We start from the raw sequence: 22,119 nt of genomic DNA on the forward strand, positions 1-22,119 counted from the left end.
CCATAGAACGTGTATATCGAACAGACCTTAAGTTGTTACGTTATTTTCTTGCCGTAGCGGAAGAACTCCATTTTGGGCGCGCTGCAGCGCGTCTGAATATGTCTCAGCCACCGCTTAGTGTTCACATTAAGGAACTGGAAAACCAACTGGGTACATTGCTTTTTATTCGCCATTCTCGCAGCGTGGCGTTAACCCATGCGGGGAAAGTTTTGATGGAGGAGTCGCGCCGTTTGCTGGCCAGTGCAAATCAAGCGCTGGCGCGGGTGGAGCAGATTGGTCGCGGTGAAGCTGGGCGCATTGAACTCGGCGTAGTCGGTACGGCGCTGTGGGGCAGAATGCGCCCTGCAATGCACCATTTTTTGAAAGCAAACCCCAATGTTGAGGTACTGTTTCGCGAGAAATCTCCAGGTATGCAGATGGCGCTGTTAGAGCGTCGGGAACTTGATGCCGGGATTTGGCGAATGGCGATTGAACCCTCCGAGGGGTTTGCCAGCCTGCGTTTGCACGAATCGTCATTTTTAGTCGCAGTGCCACAAGAGCATCACCTGGCTGCATGTCAGGCTGTGCCACTGGCGGCGCTGCGCAATGAATATTTTGTCACATTACCTTCCGTGCATTCAGATTGGGCTTTTTTACAGCGAATTTGTCAGCAGGCTGGATTTTCACCGATGATAGCACGTGAAGTGGTCGAACCGCAGACGGTGCTGGCGATGATCAGTATGGGGATTGGCATTACGCTGATGGCTGATGGTTATGCGCAAATGAACTGGCCTGGCGTGGTATTCCGGCCATTAGAGGAACGTATTCCGGCAGATTTGTATATTGTCTATGAGCAGCAGCAGGCTACACCGGCGTTGAATAGACTGGTTACAGCATTAACAACATGATTTGTATAAATCGCAGATAGCAAAAAAGCGCCGCCAGCGCCCTTTTTTGCATTGGTGGGTCGTGCAGGATGACTCGCTTTGCTCGCCCCTCGGGCCGTCGCCGTAAACGGCTCCGTTGTTTCGCTGCGCTCAACACCGAACCTGCGGCAGGTTCGAATCTTACAAATTGCAGATAGCAAAAAAGCGCCTTTAGGGCGCTTTTTTACATTGGTGGGTCGTGCAGGATTCGAACCTGCGACCAATTGATTAAAAGTCAACTGCTCTACCAACTGAGCTAACGACCCGAAGTGGTGGGTGATGACGGGATCGAACCGCCGACCCCCTCCTTGTAAGGGAGGTGCTCTCCCAGCTGAGCTAATCACCCACTTCGGTACTTCAATTTTATTGTAAGAAATCCAGCTGGCGAGAAAGTGGTGGGTGATGACGGGATCGAACCGCCGACCCCCTCCTTGTAAGGGAGGTGCTCTCCCAGCTGAGCTAATCACCCACTTCTCAATTTCTTACTCTACACGGCGGAGACTACATAAAGTAGTTGGTGGGTGATGACGGGTTCGAACCGCCGACCCCCTCCTTGTAAGGGAGGTGCTCTCCCAGCTGAGCTAATCACCCCCGCTGTGTGGAGTCGCATTATAGGGAGAGTTGAAAATGAGTCAACGCATTTTCTAAAGAAATTGTTCGTTCGTCGTAAATTTAAGCAAAACGATCGCAAAACAATCCATGCCGCATGATTTGTATACGAAAATGGCAAAGCGTGATGTTCCAGCCTGAACAACATTGAGGAATCAGACCACGGTGATAGAATACCAGCCTGATAATCTTCCCAGGATTTGCCGGTTGTCGGCATCTTTATAAACGTAAGGCCATTTCATGAAAATCAAAACTCGCTTCGCGCCAAGCCCGACAGGCTACCTGCACGTCGGCGGTGCGCGTACTGCTCTTTATTCCTGGCTTTTTGCACGCAACCATGGCGGTGAGTTTGTGCTGCGTATTGAAGACACCGATCTCGAACGCTCCACTCCGGAAGCTATTGAAGCCATTATGGATGGCATGAACTGGCTGAATCTGGAATGGGATGAAGGCCCATACTTTCAGACCAAACGTTTTGATCGCTACAATGCGGTGATTGATGAGATGCTGGAAGCGGGTACCGCGTATAAATGCTACTGCTCCAAAGAGCGTCTGGACGCGCTGCGCGAAGAGCAGATGGCCAATGGCGAGAAACCGCGTTACGACGGGCGCTGCCGTCACGGCCACGAACATCACGCTGCTGATGAACCTTGCGTGGTGCGTTTTGCCAACCCACAGGACGGTTCCGTTATTTTTGATGACCAGATCCGTGGGCCGATCGAATTCAGCAACCAGGAGCTGGACGACCTGATCATCCGCCGTACCGACGGTTCCCCGACCTACAACTTCTGTGTCGTTGTTGATGACTGGGATATGGAAATCACCCACGTTATTCGTGGTGAAGACCATATCAACAACACCCCGCGTCAGATCAACATCCTGAAAGCGTTGAACGCACCGGTCCCGGTTTATGCTCACGTATCGATGATCAACGGCGACGACGGCAAAAAACTCTCCAAACGTCACGGTGCGGTCAGCGTTATGCAGTATCGCGACGACGGCTACCTGCCGGAAGCGCTGCTGAACTATCTGGTACGTCTGGGTTGGTCCAGCGGCGATCAGGAGATCTTCACCCGTGAAGAGATGATCAAACTGTTCTCTCTGGGGGCGGTGAGCAAGTCTGCGAGTGCGTTCAACACTGAAAAACTGCAGTGGCTGAACCATCACTACATTAATGCGCTGGCGCCAGAATATGTGGCGACGCATCTGCAATGGCACATTGAGCAGGAAAATATTGATACCCGCGTTGGGCCGCAGCTGTCAGAGCTGGTCAAGCTGCTGGGTGAGCGCTGCAAAACGCTGAAAGAGATGGCGCAGAGCTGCCGCTACTTCTACGAAGACTTTGCTGAGTTCGATGCTGACGCCGCGAAAAAACACCTGCGTCCGGTTGCGCGTCAGCCGCTGGAAGTGGTTCGCGACAAACTGGCTGCGATTAGCGAGTGGACGGCAGAAAACGTGCACCACGCGATTCAGGCAACCGCAGATGAGCTGGAAGTGGGGATGGGTAAAGTCGGGATGCCGCTGCGCGTAGCCGTAACCGGTGCGGGTCAGTCTCCGGCGTTAGACGTTACTGTGCATGCGATTGGTAAATCTCGCAGCATTGAACGTATTAACAAGGCGCTCGCGTTCATTGCTGAGCGTGAAAGTCAGCAGTAAGACGGGTTAAGATATGATAAAACGGCAGGCGCATACCCTGCCGTTTTTTTTGGCATTTATTCAGACTCATCAATGCCCAGACGGGTCAGGAAAGTGCGAATACCTTCGCGCGATATATACATCGCCAGCTTTTCCTGTTCTGTTGGCGACATGTTATCCAGTGCGCTGATTATCTGACGGCAGGCGTGACTGCGAACCACGTGTGTATACTCGGCAAGCGGTTCTTCTGCCTGATAAAATTCCGGCACCTTGCGAAAAGCTGGAATATTGAGAAGAAACTCTCGGACGCCGGCATCAATATGAATAAGCCTTGCGCGACCACCTTTAACACCGGGAAACTTTTCGGTTGTCCAGTTTTGCTCTCTGATCCAACGATTGACGGTTTGTTTGGCGACCCCGAGGCATTCAGCCAGCTCTTCGGTGGTCATTTTACTGCGTAATTTTTTCATATTATTTGTTGTCGCGAATCCCTAAGCGTTGTAACAAACCCGTAATGCCTTCACGTAGGATCAGCGACGTAAACATTTTCTGTTCTGATGGCGTCATTTCTTTGGCGAGCCTTATCAGTAGAGCTTCGATGGAGGTGTCACCGGATAAAGATAAATTATCTGATAAGCCTTCCGCTGAACGCTCAGCGCTGCGAATGTATTCACGAACTTGTTCGGTAACGTGAACCAGACGGGCTTTACCGCCCTGAACACCGGGTTTGGGTGAGGTAGCCCAACCTTCCTTGCGCACCCATTTATTGATGGTCTGTCGGCTGTATCCGGTCAGATTAGCAAGTTCTTCTGGCGTCATCCGTTCCTTGAACATAACGATTCCCTGAATGGTCGTGGGGTTAATTAGTGGCTCATTTTATAGCACCATTTTAGTAGAAACCGTGACGCGTTTAACTACTGAATGCGAGTTGTTGCGCAATGTTCTTCATTTGCCTGCTTTTTCAGCGATTGAATTCTATGAGTTAATTTTGCCGTTGACACACGCGAAGGGAATTCATATGATGCCGCCCGTCAACTCGACAAGCTTTACGTGACGGGGCTATAGCTCAGCTGGGAGAGCGCTTGCATGGCATGCAAGAGGTCAGCGGTTCGATCCCGCTTAGCTCCACCAAATTTAATCCCAATGAATTTGGTACGTAAACGCATCGTGGGGCTATAGCTCAGCTGGGAGAGCGCTTGCATGGCATGCAAGAGGTCAGCGGTTCGATCCCGCTTAGCTCCACCAAAATTGAAACCCTCGCTGAAAAGCGGGGGTTTTTTGCATTTGGTTCCTGCCTGCGTTTCTCGTTTATTTGCTTAGATTGCTGGATAACAGACATAAAAAAACCGGGGAGAATCTCCCCGGTTTGGTAACGGCTGTATTGATGTCGTCTTACAGCACCAGTGCTGCAATGGAAGCAGACAGTACGCTGACCAGCGTAGAACCGTATACCAGTTTCAGACCAAAGCGGGAAACCACGTTACCTTGCTCTTCGTTCAGGCCTTTAATTGCACCTGCAATGATACCGATGGAAGAGAAGTTCGCGAAGGAAACCAGGAACACAGAGATAATGCCTTCAGCACGCGGAGAGAGCGTAGCGGCGATTTTCTGCAGGTCCATCATTGCGACGAATTCGTTGGAAACCAGTTTGGTTGCCATGATACTGCCCACCTGCAGCGCTTCGCTGGACGGCACACCCATCACCCACGCAATCGGGTAGAAGATGTAACCCAGGATGCCCTGGAAGGAAATGCTGTAGCCAAACCAACCGGTAACGGTAGCGAACAGGGCGTTCAGGGCAGCGATCAGCGCGATGAAACCAATCAGCATTGCAGCAACGATAATCGCAACTTTGAAACCTGCCAGAATGTATTCACCCAACATTTCGAAGAAGCTCTGACCTTCGTGCAGATTGGACATCTGAATATTTTCTTCGCTGGCATCAACGGTATAAGGGTTGATCAGTGACAGAACGATAAAGGTGCTGAACATGTTCAGAACCAGCGCCGCAACAACGTACTTCGGCTCCAGCATGGTCATGTACGCGCCGACGATAGACATGGAAACGGTAGACATCGCCGTTGCTGCCATGGTGTACATGCGGTTGCGAGACATTTTACCGAGGATATCTTTATAGGCGATAAAGTTCTCGGACTGACCCAGGATCAGAGAGCTGACGGCGTTGAAGGATTCCAGCTTGCCCATACCGTTCACTTTGGAAAGCAGGAAGCCAATTGCGCGGATGATAACCGGCAGCACACGGATATGCTGAAGAATACCGATCAGGGCGGAGATAAAGACGATAGGGCACAGCACTTTCAGGAAGAAGAATGCCAGGCCTTTATCGTTCATGCTGCCGAAGACAAAGTTAGTCCCTTCATTAGCGAATCCGAGCAGTTTCTCAAACATCTCGGAGAAGCCTCTTACAAAGCCCAGGCCGACATCAGAGTTCAGGAAGAACCATGCCAGTAACACTTCGATAACAAGCAATTGAATAACATAACGAATGCGGATTTTTTTACGGTCACTGCTTACCAGCAGTGCGAGTACCGCAACCACGGCAAGGGCCAGGACAAAGTGAAGGACACGATCCATATTTGCTCCAAATTTGAGGCAGATTTAGTTTTCGTGCACATTCTATGTAACAACAGTAAAGAAAACGAGATCAAACACACACTATAATAAGGACCTGTGACGAGATTCAAAATTAGTGATCGGTGATACACTTCCGTTATGTTTAGTATGGAAGTGAAAAGTTATGTCACTGTGCTAATCTCATAACAATAATCAAACATCTTAGCGGCATTTCTAAATTTCTTACCGTTCCATAGACAAACGCTATCAGAGAAATCAACTTCACCCATTAAAATGAATTTGATAATCATTCTCAATAAGCGTAGCTTGAAACATAGCAAAGGCTATGTTTCTGAGGCACTAAAATGACTAACGATCGCGTTGAGAGTAGCAGTGGACGGGCAGCGCGCAAGTTGAAGCTCGCATTAATGGGACCTGCGTTCATCGCGGCAATCGGATATATCGATCCCGGTAACTTTGCTACGAATATTCAGGCAGGGGCTAGCTTTGGCTACAAACTGTTGTGGGTAGTGGTCTGGGCAAACCTGATGGCGATGCTGATTCAGGTGCTGTCGGCCAAGCTTGGTATTGCCACCGGCAAAAACCTGGCGGAACAGATCCGTGATCACTATCCTCGTCCAGTAGTTTGGTTTTACTGGGTACAGGCCGAAATTATTGCGATGGCGACCGATCTTGCAGAATTTATTGGCGCTGCGATTGGCTTTAAACTCATCCTTGGCGTTTCGCTGCTGCAGGGGGCTGTGCTCACTGGTATTGCGACATTTTTAATTCTGATGCTGCAGCGTCGCGGACAGAAACCCCTGGAAAAAGTGATCGGCGGTTTGTTGTTGTTCGTGGCAGCGGCATATATTGTCGAGCTGATTTTTTCCCAACCGAACCTTGCGCAGCTTAGCAAAGGGATGGTTATACCGAGCCTGCCCAATTCTGAAGCGGTGTTCCTGGCGGCCGGTGTGCTTGGTGCCACCATCATGCCGCACGTCATTTATCTGCACTCCTCCTTAACCCAGCATTTGCACGGTGGTACGCGCCAGCAGCGTTACGCAGCGACGAAATGGGATGTGGCTATCGCTATGACGATTGCCGGATTTGTGAATCTGGCAATGATGGCGACCGCAGCAGCCGCGTTTCACTTTAGCGGGCATACCGGTATCGCAGACCTGGACCAGGCCTATCTGACGCTTGAACCGCTGCTGAGTCATGCTGCTGCAACCGTGTTTGGTTTAAGCCTGGTGGCGGCCGGGCTTTCCTCTACCGTGGTTGGTACGCTGGCGGGGCAGGTGGTTATGCAAGGGTTTATCCGCTTTCATATCCCGCTCTGGGTGCGCCGTAGCGTCACCATGATGCCGTCATTTATTGTGATTTTAATGGGGCTTGATCCCACCCGGATACTGGTGATGAGTCAGGTATTACTCAGCTTTGGTATCGCCCTGGCGCTGGTACCGCTACTGATTTTTACCAGCAACAGCCAACTGATGGGGGATTTAGTTAATAGCCGTTGGGTGAAACAGGTTGGTTGGGTGATTGTGGTGCTGGTCGTGGCACTGAATATCTGGCTGCTGGTCGGGACCGCGCTCGGATTGTAGCAAGGCTTTCATCTGTTGTGGTTACCCGGTCAAACCGGGTAACCCTCATGATTATTTTTTATTTAAGTGGCTACGGTATGTATCAAGTACCACTGCAACGATTATCACGGCTCCTGTTATAAAACGTTTTGTCGGTTCGCTCGCGCCAACTTGCGCCAGTCCCGCAGCCAGAACGGAAATAATCAACGCGCCAAGAAACGTACAGATAATAGAGCCACGTCCTCCCATCAGGCTCGTGCCACCAATCACAACTGCGGCAATCACCTGTAGTTCCATGCCAACGCCGCTATTGGGGTCTGCGGCTTCAAGGCGGGCAACCTGAAACAGCGACGCCAGACCGGATAATCCCCCCATCAAGGCAAAGACTGCGATCTTATAAGGACCTGGATTTATACCTGATAATCGAACGGCTTCTTCATTGGTGCCAATACCGATCAAATGGCGGCCAAATACGGTTCGCGTCAGCACCAGATGCCCGGCAACAATGACAACGATCGCGATAATAAAAGATGGGGAGACGCCAAAGAGAATGGGGTCGGCTAAATAATCATAAATAGAACCGAGATACGCGGTCCGCGAGTCAGTTAACTGATACGCTGCTCCGCGGGCCATTTCCAGTACGCCCAGTGAGACGATAAACGCCGGGATACGCCAGGCAACGGTAATCAGGCCCGTTAGCGCCCCAACAAATGTGGCGAGTGCTACGCCTGAAAGCGCGGCCAGCCAGGGCGTCCAATGAAAATTTAAATAGGTGACGCTGACGACTGCAGCAGCAAGCGCCAGCAACGATCCAACGGAAAGATCGATGCCGGCAATGATTAAGATAAATGTCATCCCCACCGACATGACGATTAAATCGGGGATCTGATTCGCAATAGTGCTGAAAGTGTTCATGCTCCAGAAATGAGAACTGAGGCATGAAAATAGGACGATCATTGCGGCTAACGCCCCGAGCAACCCGATATAGCTACTTAGCCCTTTCCATGACGTCGGTGTATTTCTTTTCTCTGCTGCCGTTTGTTTTGTCGCAAAATTGTTTTTCATTTTTTATCCCCGGCTACTCGCTGACAGTCTCTTCTGAATGCTGATAGGCTGAAAATGCAGCCGCTAAAATGCGATCCTGGCTCCAGTTATCACGTGTAAATGTGTTCACTAACTTGCCATCGGAAATGACCGCAATACGATCGCAAACCAGCATCAGTTCACGTAGGTCACTGGAAACGACAACAACGCCTTTTCCCTTAGCTGTTAACGTATTCAGCAATTGATAAATATCTTGCTTGGCACCCACATCAATACCGCGAGTCGGCTCATCAAATAAGACGACTTCACAGTCTCGTTCCAGCCACCGGCTAATGAGAACTTTCTGCTGATTACCACCTGACAGGCTTTCCACGGCCTGTGAAGTGTTCGTTGTACGAACGCCTAAACTTTTAATGTGTTTATTCGCTAATGTGGTTTCACTCAATGTGTTAACGACCGACAAATGGCTAATTTTGTCGCTGTTACCCAACGAGATATTTGCGGCAACCGACTGTGGTAACAGAAGCCCTTCACCTTTACGATCCTCCGTGACTAATGCAATACCGTGTCGGATAGCCTGTGCAGGCGAACGGATCACCACCGGTTTAAGTGGAGTACCAATCAGTAATGTGCCACTGTCTATTTTGTCTGCGCCAAAAATAGCGCGTAGCAGCTCTGTTCTGCCAGAGCCAACAAGGCCACTAATGCCGAGCACTTCGCCACTGTGCAAGGTAAACGACGTGTCCCGAATGATTTTCCCACGCTTAAAATTTTCCACTTTCAGAATGGGTTGACCTGCCTGGCGTCCACTTAAATCAAATGAACTTTCTAAATCGCGGCCGACCATCAACGAAACAAGTTGATCGCGGGTATAGCGTTTAATATCGTCCACGCAAACCAAATGACCATCACGTAGCACCGCGATGTCATCAGCAATCATCGCAAGCTCATCCAGCCGGTGAGAAATATAAATGATTGAAACGCCTCGGGCTTTGAAGAGCGCTATTTGTTTAAACAGCAGTTCGACCTCACGGCTACTGAGCATGGCCGTCGGTTCATCCAGAATCAGTACCCGGCTTTCACCAATCAGGTTTCTGGCGATTTCGATCATCTGTTGGTGACCAATACCCAATTCGCCCACCAGCGTATTTGGATCGACTGATTGCAGCCCAACCATTGCCATCACCGGACGGGCCATTTCTGCTAGCTTTTTTCGATCGATCCAGCCGAATCGATGCGGAAGTTGTTCGAGAAATAAGTTTTCTGCAACCGACAACGTAGGCAGTAAATTGAGTTCTTGCATAACCATGCGAACACCCAGCTTTTCCGCCTCTTTTCGGCTCGCAGGTGCGTAAGGCTGCCCCTGATAAACCATTTTCCCGGTCGTTGCGTTGGTTAACCCGCCAATAATTTTTGATAACGTACTTTTCCCGGCACCGTTTTCTCCCGTCAGGGCCAGGACTTTTCCTGGATATAATGCTAGCGTCACATCCACCAGAACAGGTTCACTGTAGGTTTTACCTACCCCCTGTATTGAGAGGATTTCTTGCCCACTTTTCATATTCTGGCCTTATCCGGTAAGCCGCTCTGATACTCAACTGATGGCAGTACCACAGCGGCGCACTGTTTTCCGCTTATTGTTTGACGATCAGTTTTATTGGCGTTTCTACGTTGCTGGAGAGCTCACTCTGTTTTTTGCCATTTTTTAAGGCATCAAGGGCGGCATCAATACCAAATACAGCTTGTTGAGAGGCAAATTGGTCCGCAGTTGCTAAAACGCGGCCGTCATTTAACATAGGCTTAATCGCTTCGATATTGTCATACCCGACAACCAGAACCTGTCCTTTTTTCCCGGCAGAGCGGATGGCGGAAACGGCACCTAATGCCATATTATCGTTATCGGCTAACAGTGCTTTGATATCAGGATACTCACTTAACATTGCCGCCGCGACCGCATTGGCGTTGTTAATTTCCCACTGGCCAGATTGAACAGAAACGACTTTCATGCCGCCCTGCGCCATTGCATTTTGGAAGCCCAGAGTACGTTGCTGAGAGTTGCTGGAGGTAGGGATGCCTTCAATAATGCCAACCTGATCGCCGGCCTTAAGATGTTTCGCTAAATAATCGCCAATTTCTTTTGCACCTTTTTGGTTATCTGGGCCAACAAAAGGAATATTCAGATTTTTATCTTTAAGTACACCGTCATCAAATTTGTTATCAATATTGATGACAATAATACCTGCATCAATTGCCTTCTTAATGACCGGTACAAGGGCTTTCGAGTCTGATGGCGCAATGATAATCGCATCGGCTTTCGAGACAATCATTTGTTCAACGATCTGGATTTGATTTGCCGTATCTGTCTCGTTTTTGATGCCGTTAGAAATCAAATCAAACTTGTCGGCATTTTTTTTCTGATACTCTTTTGCTCCGTTTTCCATGGTCAGGAAAAACTCATTTGCCAGTGACTTCATCACCAGCGCGACTTTAGGTTTATGCGTCTGAGTATCGGCGGCAAAAGCGGGGGCGGTGAAAGTGGCGGAAAGCGCTAAACCGACTGTGGCACCGATAACACGATAAAACATTTTATTTTTCATGAAATTATCCTATAGGTGTAGGGGGCTGAATGATGCTCTAAACAGCTACTGCATACGATGATAAACGAGTGAATTGTTGGGCATGTTTGATGCACCTTTACGTTCAACTTTCAACGAGGCAAACGCAGAAGCGTACTGCGCCGCATTGATGAGTCCTTTACCGTTTGCAATGCATGCAGCCAGTGCCCCGGTAAAGGCATCGCCTGCTCCACTGGTATCGACAACGGCTGATTTATAGGCAGGAATATGAGTGAAAACTGTGCCATCAAAGATCAGACAACCGTCGCTACCTAACGTGATAATGACGCATTTTGCGCCTTGCACATAAATGCTCCTGGCGGCATTTTTGGCCGAATAGATATCAACAATGTTGATACCAGATAACGCCTCAGCTTCAATTTTGTTCGGCGTAATAATGTCAATTAAATGCAATATTTCTTTGATCTCTGAAACATAAGGCGCCGGGTTCAGGACAACCAGCGATTTTCCCAGTTTTGCCTGCATGATAGCGAAGCGTGTGATCGGAAAATTATTCTCCAACTGAGTTAAAAAAACTTTGCAATTACGGATGGTATCAATATCCAATAGAATATCTTCCTGGGTAAATGTTTCATTGGCTCCAAGATCGATACTGATCATATTGTCACCCGTGGCACCTGAAACCCATACCATCGCAATGCCCGTGGATGACATTTCATTTTCAAAAAAAGAAAAAGAAGAAATTTCAGTATTGGTTAAATATCTTTTGGCTTTTTTTGAAAACTCATCGGCTCCTAACTTAACGGTAAGATGAACATTATTATTGATTTTAGCCGCGGCAACGGCCTGGTTTGTGCCTTTTCCTCCGGCATAAAAACGGGTTGCAGACGCCCGGATAGTCTGGCCAATCTGAGGAAATGTCGTCGTTTCAGAAACAATATCTATATTAAATGAACCAAGTATGTAAATGCTATCATCAATATAGCTGTTTTGCCTGGCATGAGCAGAAATCGATGTAATTTCTTTGTGGCTTTTGAACCCATTCAATATTGTGTTGGTGAAAGACTGCTCAAATAATGATTCATCAGGTGCGCTTTTTAATTGTGCACCACCATGGAATAACGAGAAAAGACTATTCTGACTTAATTCATTTAAGTCATTACGGATCGTGCGAGTTGTGACAGACAATTCCTTTGCTAATTCGCTAACATAAACCTTTTTATCGGTTACTAACTTAACCCGAATGGCCTTTTGTCTTTCTTGTTTTTTCATTAGCGCTCACCCCAGGTTTTATAGTATTAAATTAATGTTAATATTTATCGCGCAAAGTTCAAAAAAAACACGATAAATCGGAATTTTTTTTTCCGATTTTGCGAATTTGTGAAATGAACAGGAAATTTACGGGAAAACAGGGGGGAGCGGATGTGACTGCTCGTCATCTGGCGATTGGCGAAGCGTAATGCAAAAAGGGCCTGGGTATAGACACAGGCCCTGAGTAACTCGATGATTCGTGTGAACAGTACTCCCCGCATGATGGGGATTTGTTACATTAATGGCGGTGCCCGTGGCCACGTCCACGCCCGCGATGGTCATCGCGATCGTTCCAGCCTTCACGATAGCCACGCTCATAAGCTTTGCGCTTATCCCAGCCGCGATGATAGCCGTTGTCATGACGCCACCAACGATTTTTACGCCATTCATAATTATGGTGCCAGTAATCCCGGTCACGCCAGCGCCCACCGTCCCAGTAGTTGCCGTAGTTATCGCGATCGCCAATTTGTAATTTAATTGACGGCAGCAGGGTGATTTCGCCAGCGTTTGCGGCCAGCGGTGCAAAAGCCAATAACACAGCCGCCAGAATCAGTGACCTGAACATTCTTTCTCTCCTTCACGATCGAGCCGTAGCCGGCCTGTTAACGCAATATTACGGGGCAGTAAAGCCCCGTTTCATCGCCTTAACTCTTAAATCGTCAGAGAGCGCACTTTTTGTTAATAAATGTGTCTTTATTTCCATCAACCCAGGATGGCGTCGATCTCCGCACACTCTTCGGGAGAGAAATGACGGTTTGCCAGCATGCCAACGGCATCTTCAATTTGCGCAGGTTTGCTGGCGCCAATCAGTACTGACGTCACCTTATCATCGCGGAGAACCCAGGCTAACGCCATCTGGGACAGTTTTTGTCCCCGGCGCCCGGCCAGCGCATTAAGGGCACGGACTTTTTCCAGTTTTTGTGGGGTGATCTGGTCTGGGTTGAGAAAACGACTGGCGCTCGCTGCCCGCGAATCCGCCGGAATACCGTTCAGATAACGGTCAGTTAATTGCCCGCCAGCCAGTGGGGAAAAGGCGATACTGCCAACCCCTTTTTCCTGCAAGAGTGATAGCAGGCCCCTCTCAACCTCGCGCTCAAACATAGAATATTTCGGCTGGTGGATGAGACATGGCGTCCCTAAATCATCGAGTATTTCGATCGCCTGCCTGGCGAGATCAGTCGGATAGTTAGAGAGTCCTACGTACAACGCTTTCCCCTGACGCACAATATGATCCAGCGCGTTCATGGTCTCTCTGAGCGGTGTTTGGGGATCGGGGCGGTGATGATAGAAGATATCAACATACTCCAGCCCCATATGTTTCAGGCTTTGATCGAGGCTGGCAATCAGGTACTTGCGCGATCCCCAATCACCGTAGGGACCTTCCCACATGGTATAGCCCGCTTTGGTCGAGATTATCAGTTCATCCCGGTACGATAAAAAATCTTCCTGCAGGATGCGACCGAAGTTGCGTTCAGCCGAACCCGGCGGCGGGCCGTAATTATTCGCCAGATCAAAATGGCTGATCCCCAGATCGAAGGCGTGCTGTAATAAGGCCCGGCTGTTTTCGACCTGAGTGGTATCACCAAAATTGTGCCACAGGCCCAGAGAGACAATCGGTAGTTTGAGCCCACTCTGACCGCAGCGGCGGTATTCCATTGTGTGATAGCGATTTTCGTTAGCCTGATAAACCATGTCGCCTCCTTCCAGAACATATGTGTCTTTCAGTGTATACGGTTACACAATCGATTCTTCAAGGAAATTTAAATCGCCAAAACTGTACATCCTGCTTTCCACCTCCTTCGCAGCGACATTCCTGGACAGTCATCGCAGTTCTTCGATACTCAACATGAGGTTACCGTCAGAAGGATAGCTGTCATGCAAACCCCGTATTCCGTTGCTGATTATCTGCTGGACAGGCTGGCAGGCTGTGGCATTGACCATCTGTTTGGTGTGCCGGGCGATTACAATTTGCAGTTTCTTGACCACGTCATTGACCACTCAAGCGTGCGTTGGGTCGGGTGTGCGAATGAATTGAATGCAGCGTATGCCGCGGATGGCTATGCCCGGGTAGCCGGAGCGGGAGCGCTGCTTACCACTTTTGGTGTGGGCGAGTTAAGCGCAATTAATGGTATTGCAGGAAGTTACGCGGAATACGTTCCTGTCCTGCATATTGTCGGGGCCCCATGTCGCAGCGCTCAGCGTCGTGGCGAGTTAATGCATCACACCCTCGGCGACGGTGACTTTCAGCATTTCTACCGTATGCAACAGTCAGTGACGGTCGCCAGTGCAGTGCTGGATGAACAAAATGCCTGCTATGAAATTGACCGCGTGTTGCAGGCGATGTTAACCGAAAGACGACCGGGTTACCTGATGCTACCTGCTGATGTTGCGAAGCAACCTGCTACACCACCGAGTGACATACTCATTGTTCCCTTGAGCGAGCCGGAAAGTAGTGTAGCTGCTGCGTTTCGCTATCATGCGCGTGAGCAGTTGCTGGACAGTTCGCGCGTGTCGCTATTAGCCGATTTTCTCGCGCTACGCTTTGGCTTACAGCCCGTTTTACAACGCTGGATGATGGAAACGCCGATGGCTCATGCCACGCTGTTGATGGGCAAAGGATTGTTTGACGAACGACATCCTGCGTTTGTGGGCACATACAGTGCGGGGGCGAGCAGTGATTATGTGCGCCAGGCGATAGAGGATGCCGGTACGATTATTTGCGTCGGCACCCGGTTTGTTGACACGCTGACCGCCGGGTTTACGCAAAACTTGCCTCTCGAGCGAACTATTGAGGTTCAACCCCATGCGTCGCGGGTTGGGGGAAGCTGGTTTAACATCCCTATGGAACAAGCGGTTACTACGCTACGGGAACTGTGCCTGGAAATGTCGTTTTCACTGCCGCCTGAACGTCCTTATGCCGGGCGTCTGCAGGTTGAGAAAGGCCCTCTGACGCAGGAAAATTTCTGGCATACGATGCAACAGTATCTGGCCCCCAACGACATTATTCTTGTCGATCAGGGCACCGCAGCATTTGGCGCAGCTGCGCTGTCACTTCCTGCCGGGGCGGAGGTACTGGTCCAGCCGCTGTGGGGGTCAATCGGTTACGCTTTGCCTGCTGCATTCGGGGCGCAAACAGCCTTCCCGCACCGTAGGGTGATCCTGATTATTGGCGATGGTGCGGCACAGCTCACCATTCAGGAATTGGGAACCATGCTGAGAGACGGGCAAACTCCAGTTATTTTACTGCTCAATAATGACGGTTATACCGTGGAACGTGCCATTCATGGTGCGAACCAACGATACAATGATATAGCCGGATGGAGCTGGACGCTGGTGCCACAGGCGTTAAGTCGTGAATGTCAGGCGGAATGCTGGCGCGTGAAGCAGGCTGTCCAACTGGAAGAGGTTCTGGCTCGTCTGGCAAAACCGCAACGCCTCTCGTTGATAGAAGTGGTGTTGCCGAAGGTTGACCTTCCAGAACTCTTGCGCACGGTGACCCGTGCGCTGGAATCCCGCAATGGGGGATAGCTACTTATCGGGACGGTCAGCAATCATCATTGGTTTTCCGGCTAATAGCAGCCAGGCCGGAAGCATAACGATGCACAACAGCGGTAGTAGGGTGGTGTCCGGCACCACCACTGCCGCCATAAACAGGCTCAGCCATGCATCACGAGTGACGACCAGTACCAATCCCAGAATGGCGCAGGAGACCGTAATCGCGGCAGGAACGGCTTCGACATGGGCGTGCAGCATCAGCCCCAGCGCGACGCCAACGAATACCGCGGGGAAAATCCGCCCACCGCGAAAACCACTCGCTGCAGCCACGACCAGCGCTGCCAGCTTTATCACCGCCAGCATGAAATAGTCCGAGGCTCCCAGCGTCTGGCTAAATGCCATTTGTTGCATCTCATCCAGGCCCTTAAACAGGGTTAGTGGTCCCCCGATAACACCCAGAATACCGAGGATAAAGCCCCCAACGCCGAGGATCAGCACCGGGTGTTTCAGGCGATGCATCAGATGGTGCAAACGAGGCAGGCACCATACGGCCACCATCCCCGCCGCGATAGCAATGGCAGCAACGACCGCGCCGCTGAAGATATCGACCAGATGCATCTGCGTATAGTGCGCGATAGGCAATGAAAAGTGGGGATGAAAGAACAGGCTGGTGGTGAGTGAACCTGCCGCGGCGGCCATTAACGGTGCGAACAGACGATCCCATAGGGGGGCATCGTTGGAGCTGTTCAGCGTTTGCGAAAAGACCAGCGCAGCGGCAACCGGGGTACCAAATAGCGCCCCGATGGTGCCAGCAGAGGCGAGGATGGTCCAGTCCAGCTTTGCAATTCGCGGAAACATGCGGCTACCAATCGCCACTGCCAGCGCAATGTTAACGGTCATGATGGGGTGCTCTGGACCCAAACTGACGCCACCCGCGAGGCCAACAATCAGGGCGGCCAGCAGTCCTGGCAACGCAGACGTCGAGACGGGCATACCGATTAAGAGTTCGCAGGCTGGGTCAGGGCCAGCATGACCATGACTGTAGCGGATGATGAGCCCGACCATGCCCCCGGTAAGCGTGAGCATAGCAATAATCCAGAATGGAGAATCCTGGGCAATACCGATGCTTATGGGCAGACGTTCCCACAAAAATTGCTGTAAAACGGAAGCAACTTTCATCACAGCAATCAGCACCAGACTGGACGCTACACCAATCAGCAGCGCAGGCATTGATAGCAAGAGCATTGTTCTGGCTCGCGGATGGAGCATTTTCTATTCCTTAATACAGTGTCATAGACGTAGTTTGCACAGCCTGCCTAACAGCATCGCTGCAAAAGGTGCTGAAACGATAAAGTAATTCTGTGACCTGGATCGATATTCCACGGGCATCAGCCTTCAGGGCGTTGTTGTTATGCCCCCATGAATTTACAGTGTGGCAAAGATTTATTCTGACTTTAGCGGAGCCGTGAAAGAATGACAAAATATGCTTTAGTAGGTGATGTTGGCGGCACCAATGCGCGTCTTGCTCTGTGCGATATTGCCAGTGGCGAGATTTCGCAGGCGAAAACCTATTCAGGACTGGATTACCCAAGCCTTGAGGCCGTTGTGCGCGTATACCTGGATGAGCATAGCGTTAGCGTCAAAGATGGCTGTATCGCCATTGCCTGTCCAATAACCGGCGACTGGGTGGCCATGACCAACCATACCTGGGCATTCTCTATTGCCGAGATGAAAAAGAATCTGGGCTTTAGCCATCTGGAAATTATCAATGATTTCACAGCCGTATCAATGGCAATCCCAATGCTGAAAAAAGAGCATTTGATCCAGTTTGGCGGCGCTGAGCCTGTCGAGGGCAAACCCATTGCGGTCTATGGCGCAGGCACCGGTCTCGGCGTGGCGCATCTGGTACATGTGGATAAACGCTGGGTGAGCCTGCCAGGCGAGGGGGGGCATGTAGATTTTGCGCCGAACAGCGAGGAAGAAGCGATTATCCTGGAAGTGCTGCGGGCTGAGATTGGTCACGTTTCGGCGGAGCGCGTGCTGTCCGGTCCTGGGCTGGTAAATCTGTATCGCGCGATTGTGAAATCCGACGGACGTTTGCCGGAAAATCTGCAACCGAAAGACATTACGGAACGCGCCCTGGCCGATTCTTGTATTGACTGTCGTCGTGCACTGTCGCTGTTCTGCGTCATCATGGGGCGGTTTGGCGGCGATCTGGCATTAACGCTGGGGACGTTTGGCGGGGTGTACATTGCCGGAGGCATAGTGCCGCGCTTCCTGGAATTCTTTAAAGCGTCGGGTTTTCGCGGTGGTTTTGAGGATAAAGGGCGTTTTAAAGCCTATGTGCAGGATATCCCGGTATATCTGATTGTGCATGATAATCCAGGTCTGCTGGGTTCCGGCGCACATATGCGCCAGACACTGGGGCATATTTTGTAATTGTATCGCAAAAAATCTGCAAAACCGCGTATATCACGCGGTTTTTTTATGCCTGCTGCCCGCCTTTCCGACTTTCGTCACACTTCCTGATTGCGGGATTATTTGTCCAGTAAAAGCATCATTTCTCTGGTAACGGTTGTTCCTTTCCTCAGACCATAATTTCACTCGTTAACTATTACGAGGGAATTAATATGAGCAAAAAACTGATTGCTGTTTGTGCATGTCCGATGGGCCTGGCCCACACCTTTATGGCGGCTCAGGCGCTGGAAGAAGCGGCGGTTGAAGCGGGTTATGAAGTGAAAATTGAAACCCAGGGCGCGGACGGAATTCAAAATCGTCTGACGGCGCAGGATATCGCGGAGGCGACGTTAATCATCCATTCTGTCGCCGTCACCCCGGAAGATAACGAGCGTTTCGAGTCGCGTGACGTCTACGAAATTACGTTACAGGACGCGATAAAAAATGCGGCTGGCATCATTAAAGAGATCGAAGAGATGGTTGCCGCTGAACAACAATAATCATCGACAGGGAATCACGTATGGCCATTAAAAAACGCAGTGCAACCGTTGTGCCTGGCGCATCTGGTGCGGCAGCGGCAATAAAAAATCCACCGGCCTCCCGCAATAGCTTCTGGGGCGAACTTCCGCAACATGTGATGTCGGGTATTTCACGCATGGTGCCGACGTTAATTATGGGCGGGGTCATTCTCGCCTTCTCGCAACTGATCGCTTATAGCTGGCTCGATATACCTGCTGACACCGGCATCATGGATGCGCTGAACAGCGGAAAATTCACCGGTTTTAATCTCTCATTACTGAAATTTGCCTGGCTGTCGCAATCTTTTGGCGGCGTGCTGTTTGGCTTTGCTATCCCGATGTTTGCCGCGTTCGTCGCCAACTCTATCGGCGGCAAGCTGGCATTTCCGGCGGGGTTCATCGGTGGTCTGATGTCCACCCAGCCCACGCAGATACTGAATTTTGACCCAGCGACGCTGCAATGGGCAACCAGTGCTCCCGTTCCGTCAACCTTTATTGGCGCGCTGATTATCTCGATTGTCGCCGGGTATCTGGTGAAGTGGATGAACCAAAAAATCCAGCTACCTGATTTCCTGTTGGCGTTCAAAACCACCTTTTTACTGCCCATTCTTTCCGCCATTTTCGTCATGCTGGCGATGTATTACGTGATAACGCCGTTTGGCGGCTGGATTAACGGCGGAATTCGTACTCTGCTAACGGCGGCCGGGGAGAAAGGCACGCTGATGTATGCAATGGGTATTTCCGCAGCAACGGCGATTGACCTCGGCGGTCCTATCAATAAGGCAGCAGGATTCGTCGCCTTTAGCTTTACCACCGATCATGTTCTGCCGGTCACCGCACGCTCGATTGCGATAGTGATCCCCCCGATTGGCCTCGGGCTGGCCACGCTTATTGACCGTCGCTTAACCGGCAAACGCCTGTTCAGCGCACAGCTCTACCCGCAGGGAAAAACAGCAATGTTCCTCGCGTTCATGGGCATCAGCGAAGGGGCGATCCCGTTTGCGCTGGAAAGCCCCATCACGGCAATTCCTTCGTATATGGTTGGCGCCATTGTCGGATCGACGGCTGCCGTCTGGCTGGGGGCGGTGCAGTGGTTCCCGGAATCGGCTATCTGGGCATGGCCGCTGGTGACTAACCTCGGCGTCTATATGGCGGGGATCCTGTTAGGCGCGGTGATTACGGCTCTGATGGTGGTGTTCCTACGTAACATGATGTATCGCAAAGGCAAATTGCTGATTGAAAGCCTCTGATTAAAAGGATTGTGACCATGAGCTTACTTGCCTCGCTGCGTGACTGGCTAACGGTGCAACACCTCGACGCGATGCTGCTGTCATCGCGGCAGAATAAACAGTCGTATATGGGGATCTCCAGCAGTTCCGGGTATGTGTTTATCAGCCATAACAGCGCGCACATCCTGGTTGATTCCCGTTACTACACGGATGTTTCAACGCGCACGCGTGGCTATCAGATCCATCGGCTCGATGGAACGCAGACGCTGTATTCGCAGGTAAATCACATCATTGCCGACGAAAAGCTGCAAACGATAGGGTTCGAAGGCGAGCAGGTTAGCTGGGCAACGGCGCAAGCCTGGTCAGGCAAACTGTGTGCCCGGTTGGTGAGCGCCGTACCGGATGTGCTCCGGCAGGTGAAAACGGTGCAGGAGATAGCCTGCATTCGCGAGGCCTGCCGAATTGCCGACCTTAGCGCTGAACATATTCGCCGCTTTATTCAACCCGGTCTCAGTGAGCGCGAAATCGCCGCCGAACTGGAGTGGTATATGCGTACGCTCGGCGCGGAAAAAGCGTCTTTTGACACCATTGTCGCCAGCGGCTGGCGCGGTGCGCTGCCGCACGGCAAAGCCAGCGACAAGCGTGTCGAGGCGGGTGAGTTCATCACGCTGGATTTTGGCGCACAGTATCAGGGCTATTGTTCGGATATGACGCGAACCTTTCGCATCCCGGACGCCAGCCACCCCGCGGAAGAGAGCCCTCTGTCTGCCGTGTATCAGATTGTGTTGGCGGCGCAGCGTGCGGCGGTGGCGGCAATTCGACCCGGGCGGCGCTGTCATGAAGTGGACGAGGCTGCTCGCCGGGTGATTGAGCAGGCAGGCTACGGCGATAATTTCGGCCACAATACCGGACACGCAATCGGCATTGAGGTGCATGAAAATCCCCGTTTTTCTCCCTCTGACGCGACTCCTCTGGCGGCTGGCATGCTGCTCACCGTTGAGCCGGGTATTTATCTGCCGGGGCAGGGCGGCGTGCGGATTGAGGATGTGGTGCTGGTGACGCCAGACGGCGGCGAGGTGCTCTACACCATGGCGAAAACATTGTTACACACGGGAGAGGCGTAATGGACTTATCGCTACTGAAGGCGCTGAGCGAGGCGGATGCGATCGCCTCTGCAGAACAGGATGTGCGGCAGATCTTGCTTGAGGAAGCGGATCGTCTGCACAAAGAAGTGCGCTTTGATGGTCTGGGATCGGTGCTGATCCGTCTGAATGAATCAACCGGTCCGAAGGTAATGATTTGCGCGCACATGGATGAAGTGGGATTTATCGTGCGCAGTATTTCCAGCGAAGGGGCGATTGATGTCTTACCGGTGGGAAATGTGCGCATGGCGGCCAGACAACTGCAGCCGGTGCGGATCACCACCCGCGAAGAGAGCAAAATCCCCGGTCTGCTTGACGGAGAGCGTAACGGCAACGAGGTCGGCGCGCTGCGGGTGGACATTGGCGCGCGCTCTTATGAAGAGGTGCTTCAGGCCGGTGTGCGCCCGGGCGATCGCGTCACCTTTGATACCACCTTTCAGGTTTTGCCGCACCAACGAGTGATGGGCAAAGCCTTTGATGACCGGCTTGGATGTTATTTGCTGGTGGCGCTGCTGCGCGAATGGCATGACGCCACTCTCCCTTGTGAGGTTTGGCTGGTAGCCAGCTCCAGCGAAGAAGTGGGGCTGCGCGGAGGACAAACGGCAGCACGCGCGGTCGCGCCGGATGTGGCGATCGTGCTGGATACCGCCTGCTGGGCCAAAAACTTTGATTATGGTACGGCCAACCATCGGCAGCTCGGTAAAGGTCCGATGCTGGTGTTAAGTGATAAATCGCTGATTGCACCGCCAAAGCTGACGGCTTGGGTTGAAAGCGTGGCCGCTGACGCGGGCATTTCCCTGCAGCTCGATATGTTCAGTAATGGCGGCACCGACGGTGGGGCGGTGCACGTCAGCGGCACAGGGATCCCAACGGTTGTTATGGGACCCGCTACGCGTCATGGGCACTGCGCGGCGTCGATTGCCGACTGTCGTGACATCATTCAGACGCAGCAGTTATTGTCGGCTCTTATTTCACATCTTACGTGCGAAACCGTGGCTCATCTGACGGATTTCAGGTGCTGATTTCGCGCTAATCAGGAGT

The 22,119-nt window shown here is 51.3% G+C and carries 19 protein-coding genes, 6 tRNA genes and 1 other RNA gene; 11 read left to right on the forward strand and 15 right to left on the reverse strand.

Annotated features, from left to right (window positions below):
• Window positions 1–2 precede the first annotated feature (2 nt).
• Window positions 3–887 (forward strand): LysR family transcriptional regulator, encoded by an 885-nt coding sequence (locus IB196_RS06720; RefSeq protein ID WP_040231456.1) that lies wholly within the window; start codon window positions 3–5, stop codon window positions 885–887.
• 52 nt (window positions 888–939) lie between these two features.
• Here IB196_RS06720 and IB196_RS06725 read toward each other — a convergent pair.
• The 5 genes from IB196_RS06725 to IB196_RS06745 all read right to left on the reverse strand — a co-directional run bounded on the left by IB196_RS06725 (window position 940) and on the right by IB196_RS06745 (window position 1,496).
• Window positions 940–1,066: non-coding RNA, RtT sRNA (locus IB196_RS06725), on the reverse strand.
• A 29-nt stretch (window positions 1,067–1,095) separates the two neighbouring features.
• Window positions 1,096–1,171: transfer RNA gene (locus IB196_RS06730), tRNA-Lys, on the reverse strand.
• 4 nt (window positions 1,172–1,175) lie between these two features.
• Window positions 1,176–1,251, reverse strand: a tRNA-Val gene (locus IB196_RS06735).
• 47 nt (window positions 1,252–1,298) lie between these two features.
• Window positions 1,299–1,374 (reverse strand) — tRNA-Val (locus tag IB196_RS06740).
• 46 nt (window positions 1,375–1,420) lie between these two features.
• Window positions 1,421–1,496: transfer RNA gene (locus IB196_RS06745), tRNA-Val, on the reverse strand.
• A gap of 258 nt (window positions 1,497–1,754) precedes the next feature.
• On the opposite strand from IB196_RS06745, the gene gltX reads away from it, so the two are divergent.
• On the forward strand, window positions 1,755–3,170 hold the full coding sequence (gene gltX / locus IB196_RS06750) for a glutamate--tRNA ligase (RefSeq protein ID WP_005130009.1): 1,416 nt from the start codon (window positions 1,755–1,757) through the stop codon (window positions 3,168–3,170).
• A 56-nt stretch (window positions 3,171–3,226) separates the two neighbouring features.
• Here gltX and IB196_RS06755 read toward each other — a convergent pair whose 3' ends face one another.
• Together IB196_RS06755 and IB196_RS06760 are read right to left on the reverse strand one after the other, a co-directional pair.
• Window positions 3,227–3,619 (reverse strand): YfeC-like transcriptional regulator, encoded by a 393-nt coding sequence (locus tag IB196_RS06755; RefSeq protein WP_005130008.1) that lies wholly within the window; start codon window positions 3,617–3,619, stop codon window positions 3,227–3,229.
• Window position 3,620: 1 nt separating this feature from the next.
• Window positions 3,621–3,983 (reverse strand): YfeC-like transcriptional regulator, encoded by a 363-nt coding sequence (locus tag IB196_RS06760; protein WP_003028277.1) that lies wholly within the window; start codon window positions 3,981–3,983, stop codon window positions 3,621–3,623.
• Between the two features lie 221 nt (window positions 3,984–4,204).
• On the opposite strand from IB196_RS06760, the gene IB196_RS06765 reads away from it, so the two are divergent.
• Together IB196_RS06765 and IB196_RS06770 are read left to right on the forward strand one after the other, a co-directional pair.
• Window positions 4,205–4,280: transfer RNA gene (locus tag IB196_RS06765), tRNA-Ala, on the forward strand.
• A gap of 38 nt (window positions 4,281–4,318) precedes the next feature.
• Window positions 4,319–4,394: transfer RNA gene (locus IB196_RS06770), tRNA-Ala, on the forward strand.
• 147 nt (window positions 4,395–4,541) lie between these two features.
• Here IB196_RS06770 and nupC read toward each other — a convergent pair.
• Window positions 4,542–5,744, reverse strand: coding sequence for a nucleoside permease NupC (nupC, locus tag IB196_RS06775; protein ID WP_040231453.1), 1,203 nt, complete (start codon window positions 5,742–5,744; stop codon window positions 4,542–4,544).
• Window positions 5,745–6,088: 344 nt separating this feature from the next.
• Here nupC and IB196_RS06780 point away from each other — a divergent pair, with 344 nt between their 5' ends.
• Entirely contained in the window at window positions 6,089–7,327 is a 1,239-nt protein-coding gene (locus tag IB196_RS06780) for an Nramp family divalent metal transporter (RefSeq protein WP_005130002.1), read from the forward strand.
• A gap of 51 nt (window positions 7,328–7,378) precedes the next feature.
• On the opposite strand, the gene IB196_RS06785 is transcribed toward IB196_RS06780, so the two are convergent.
• From IB196_RS06785 to mgrA, 6 genes are all read right to left on the reverse strand, one after another.
• Window positions 7,379–8,371 (reverse strand): ABC transporter permease, encoded by a 993-nt coding sequence (locus tag IB196_RS06785; RefSeq protein WP_040231452.1) that lies wholly within the window; start codon window positions 8,369–8,371, stop codon window positions 7,379–7,381.
• Between the two features lie 13 nt (window positions 8,372–8,384).
• Window positions 8,385–9,911, reverse strand: coding sequence for a sugar ABC transporter ATP-binding protein (locus IB196_RS06790; protein ID WP_005130000.1), 1,527 nt, complete (start codon window positions 9,909–9,911; stop codon window positions 8,385–8,387).
• A gap of 73 nt (window positions 9,912–9,984) precedes the next feature.
• Window positions 9,985–10,947, reverse strand: coding sequence for a sugar ABC transporter substrate-binding protein (locus IB196_RS06795; RefSeq protein WP_149691438.1), 963 nt, complete (start codon window positions 10,945–10,947; stop codon window positions 9,985–9,987).
• A 45-nt stretch (window positions 10,948–10,992) separates the two neighbouring features.
• Window positions 10,993–12,198, reverse strand: a complete 1,206-nt coding sequence (locus tag IB196_RS06800) for a PfkB family carbohydrate kinase (RefSeq protein WP_040231447.1) — start codon at window positions 12,196–12,198, stop codon at window positions 10,993–10,995.
• Between the two features lie 277 nt (window positions 12,199–12,475).
• Window positions 12,476–12,802 carry a DUF2502 domain-containing protein YpeC gene (ypeC, locus tag IB196_RS06805; protein ID WP_005122377.1) on the reverse strand — a complete coding sequence of 109 codons (327 nt, stop codon included), beginning with the start codon at window positions 12,800–12,802 and terminating at the stop codon, window positions 12,476–12,478.
• A gap of 137 nt (window positions 12,803–12,939) precedes the next feature.
• Window positions 12,940–13,929: an L-glyceraldehyde 3-phosphate reductase gene (mgrA, locus tag IB196_RS06810; RefSeq protein ID WP_005122373.1), complete on the reverse strand. Its 990-nt coding sequence runs from the start codon at window positions 13,927–13,929 to the stop codon at window positions 12,940–12,942.
• Window positions 13,930–14,112: 183 nt separating this feature from the next.
• On the opposite strand from mgrA, the gene IB196_RS06815 reads away from it, so the two are divergent.
• Complete coding sequence (locus IB196_RS06815) at window positions 14,113–15,765, forward strand: thiamine pyrophosphate-binding protein (RefSeq protein ID WP_188232024.1); 1,653 nt, start codon at window positions 14,113–14,115, stop codon at window positions 15,763–15,765.
• Here the strand turns inward: IB196_RS06815 and IB196_RS06820 are convergent, their stop codons facing one another.
• Window positions 15,766–17,001, reverse strand: a complete 1,236-nt coding sequence (locus IB196_RS06820) for an ion channel protein (RefSeq protein WP_188232025.1) — start codon at window positions 16,999–17,001, stop codon at window positions 15,766–15,768.
• A gap of 204 nt (window positions 17,002–17,205) precedes the next feature.
• On the opposite strand from IB196_RS06820, the gene glk reads away from it, so the two are divergent.
• From glk to ypdE, 5 genes are all read left to right on the forward strand, one after another.
• Window positions 17,206–18,171, forward strand: a complete 966-nt coding sequence (glk, locus tag IB196_RS06825) for a glucokinase (RefSeq protein ID WP_040231443.1) — start codon at window positions 17,206–17,208, stop codon at window positions 18,169–18,171.
• Window positions 18,172–18,362: 191 nt separating this feature from the next.
• The gene (locus IB196_RS06830; RefSeq protein WP_003028254.1) at window positions 18,363–18,689 is read left to right on the forward strand and encodes a fructose PTS transporter subunit IIB; all 327 of its coding nucleotides are present in this window, start codon (window positions 18,363–18,365) and stop codon (window positions 18,687–18,689) included.
• Between the two features lie 20 nt (window positions 18,690–18,709).
• Window positions 18,710–19,957, forward strand: a complete 1,248-nt coding sequence (locus IB196_RS06835) for a PTS fructose transporter subunit IIC (RefSeq protein WP_003834874.1) — start codon at window positions 18,710–18,712, stop codon at window positions 19,955–19,957.
• Window positions 19,958–19,974: 17 nt separating this feature from the next.
• On the forward strand, window positions 19,975–21,060 hold the full coding sequence (ypdF, locus tag IB196_RS06840) for an aminopeptidase (protein WP_188232026.1): 1,086 nt from the start codon (window positions 19,975–19,977) through the stop codon (window positions 21,058–21,060).
• Window positions 21,060–22,100, forward strand: a complete 1,041-nt coding sequence (gene ypdE, locus IB196_RS06845; protein WP_040231440.1) for an aminopeptidase — start codon at window positions 21,060–21,062, stop codon at window positions 22,098–22,100. The genes ypdF and ypdE overlap by 1 nt, the downstream gene beginning before the upstream one ends.
• Window positions 22,101–22,119 lie beyond the last annotated feature (19 nt).

This window comes from Citrobacter sp. C6_1 (assembly GCF_014596835.2).
Classification (GTDB): Bacteria; Pseudomonadota; Gammaproteobacteria; order Enterobacterales; family Enterobacteriaceae; genus Citrobacter; species Citrobacter pasteurii.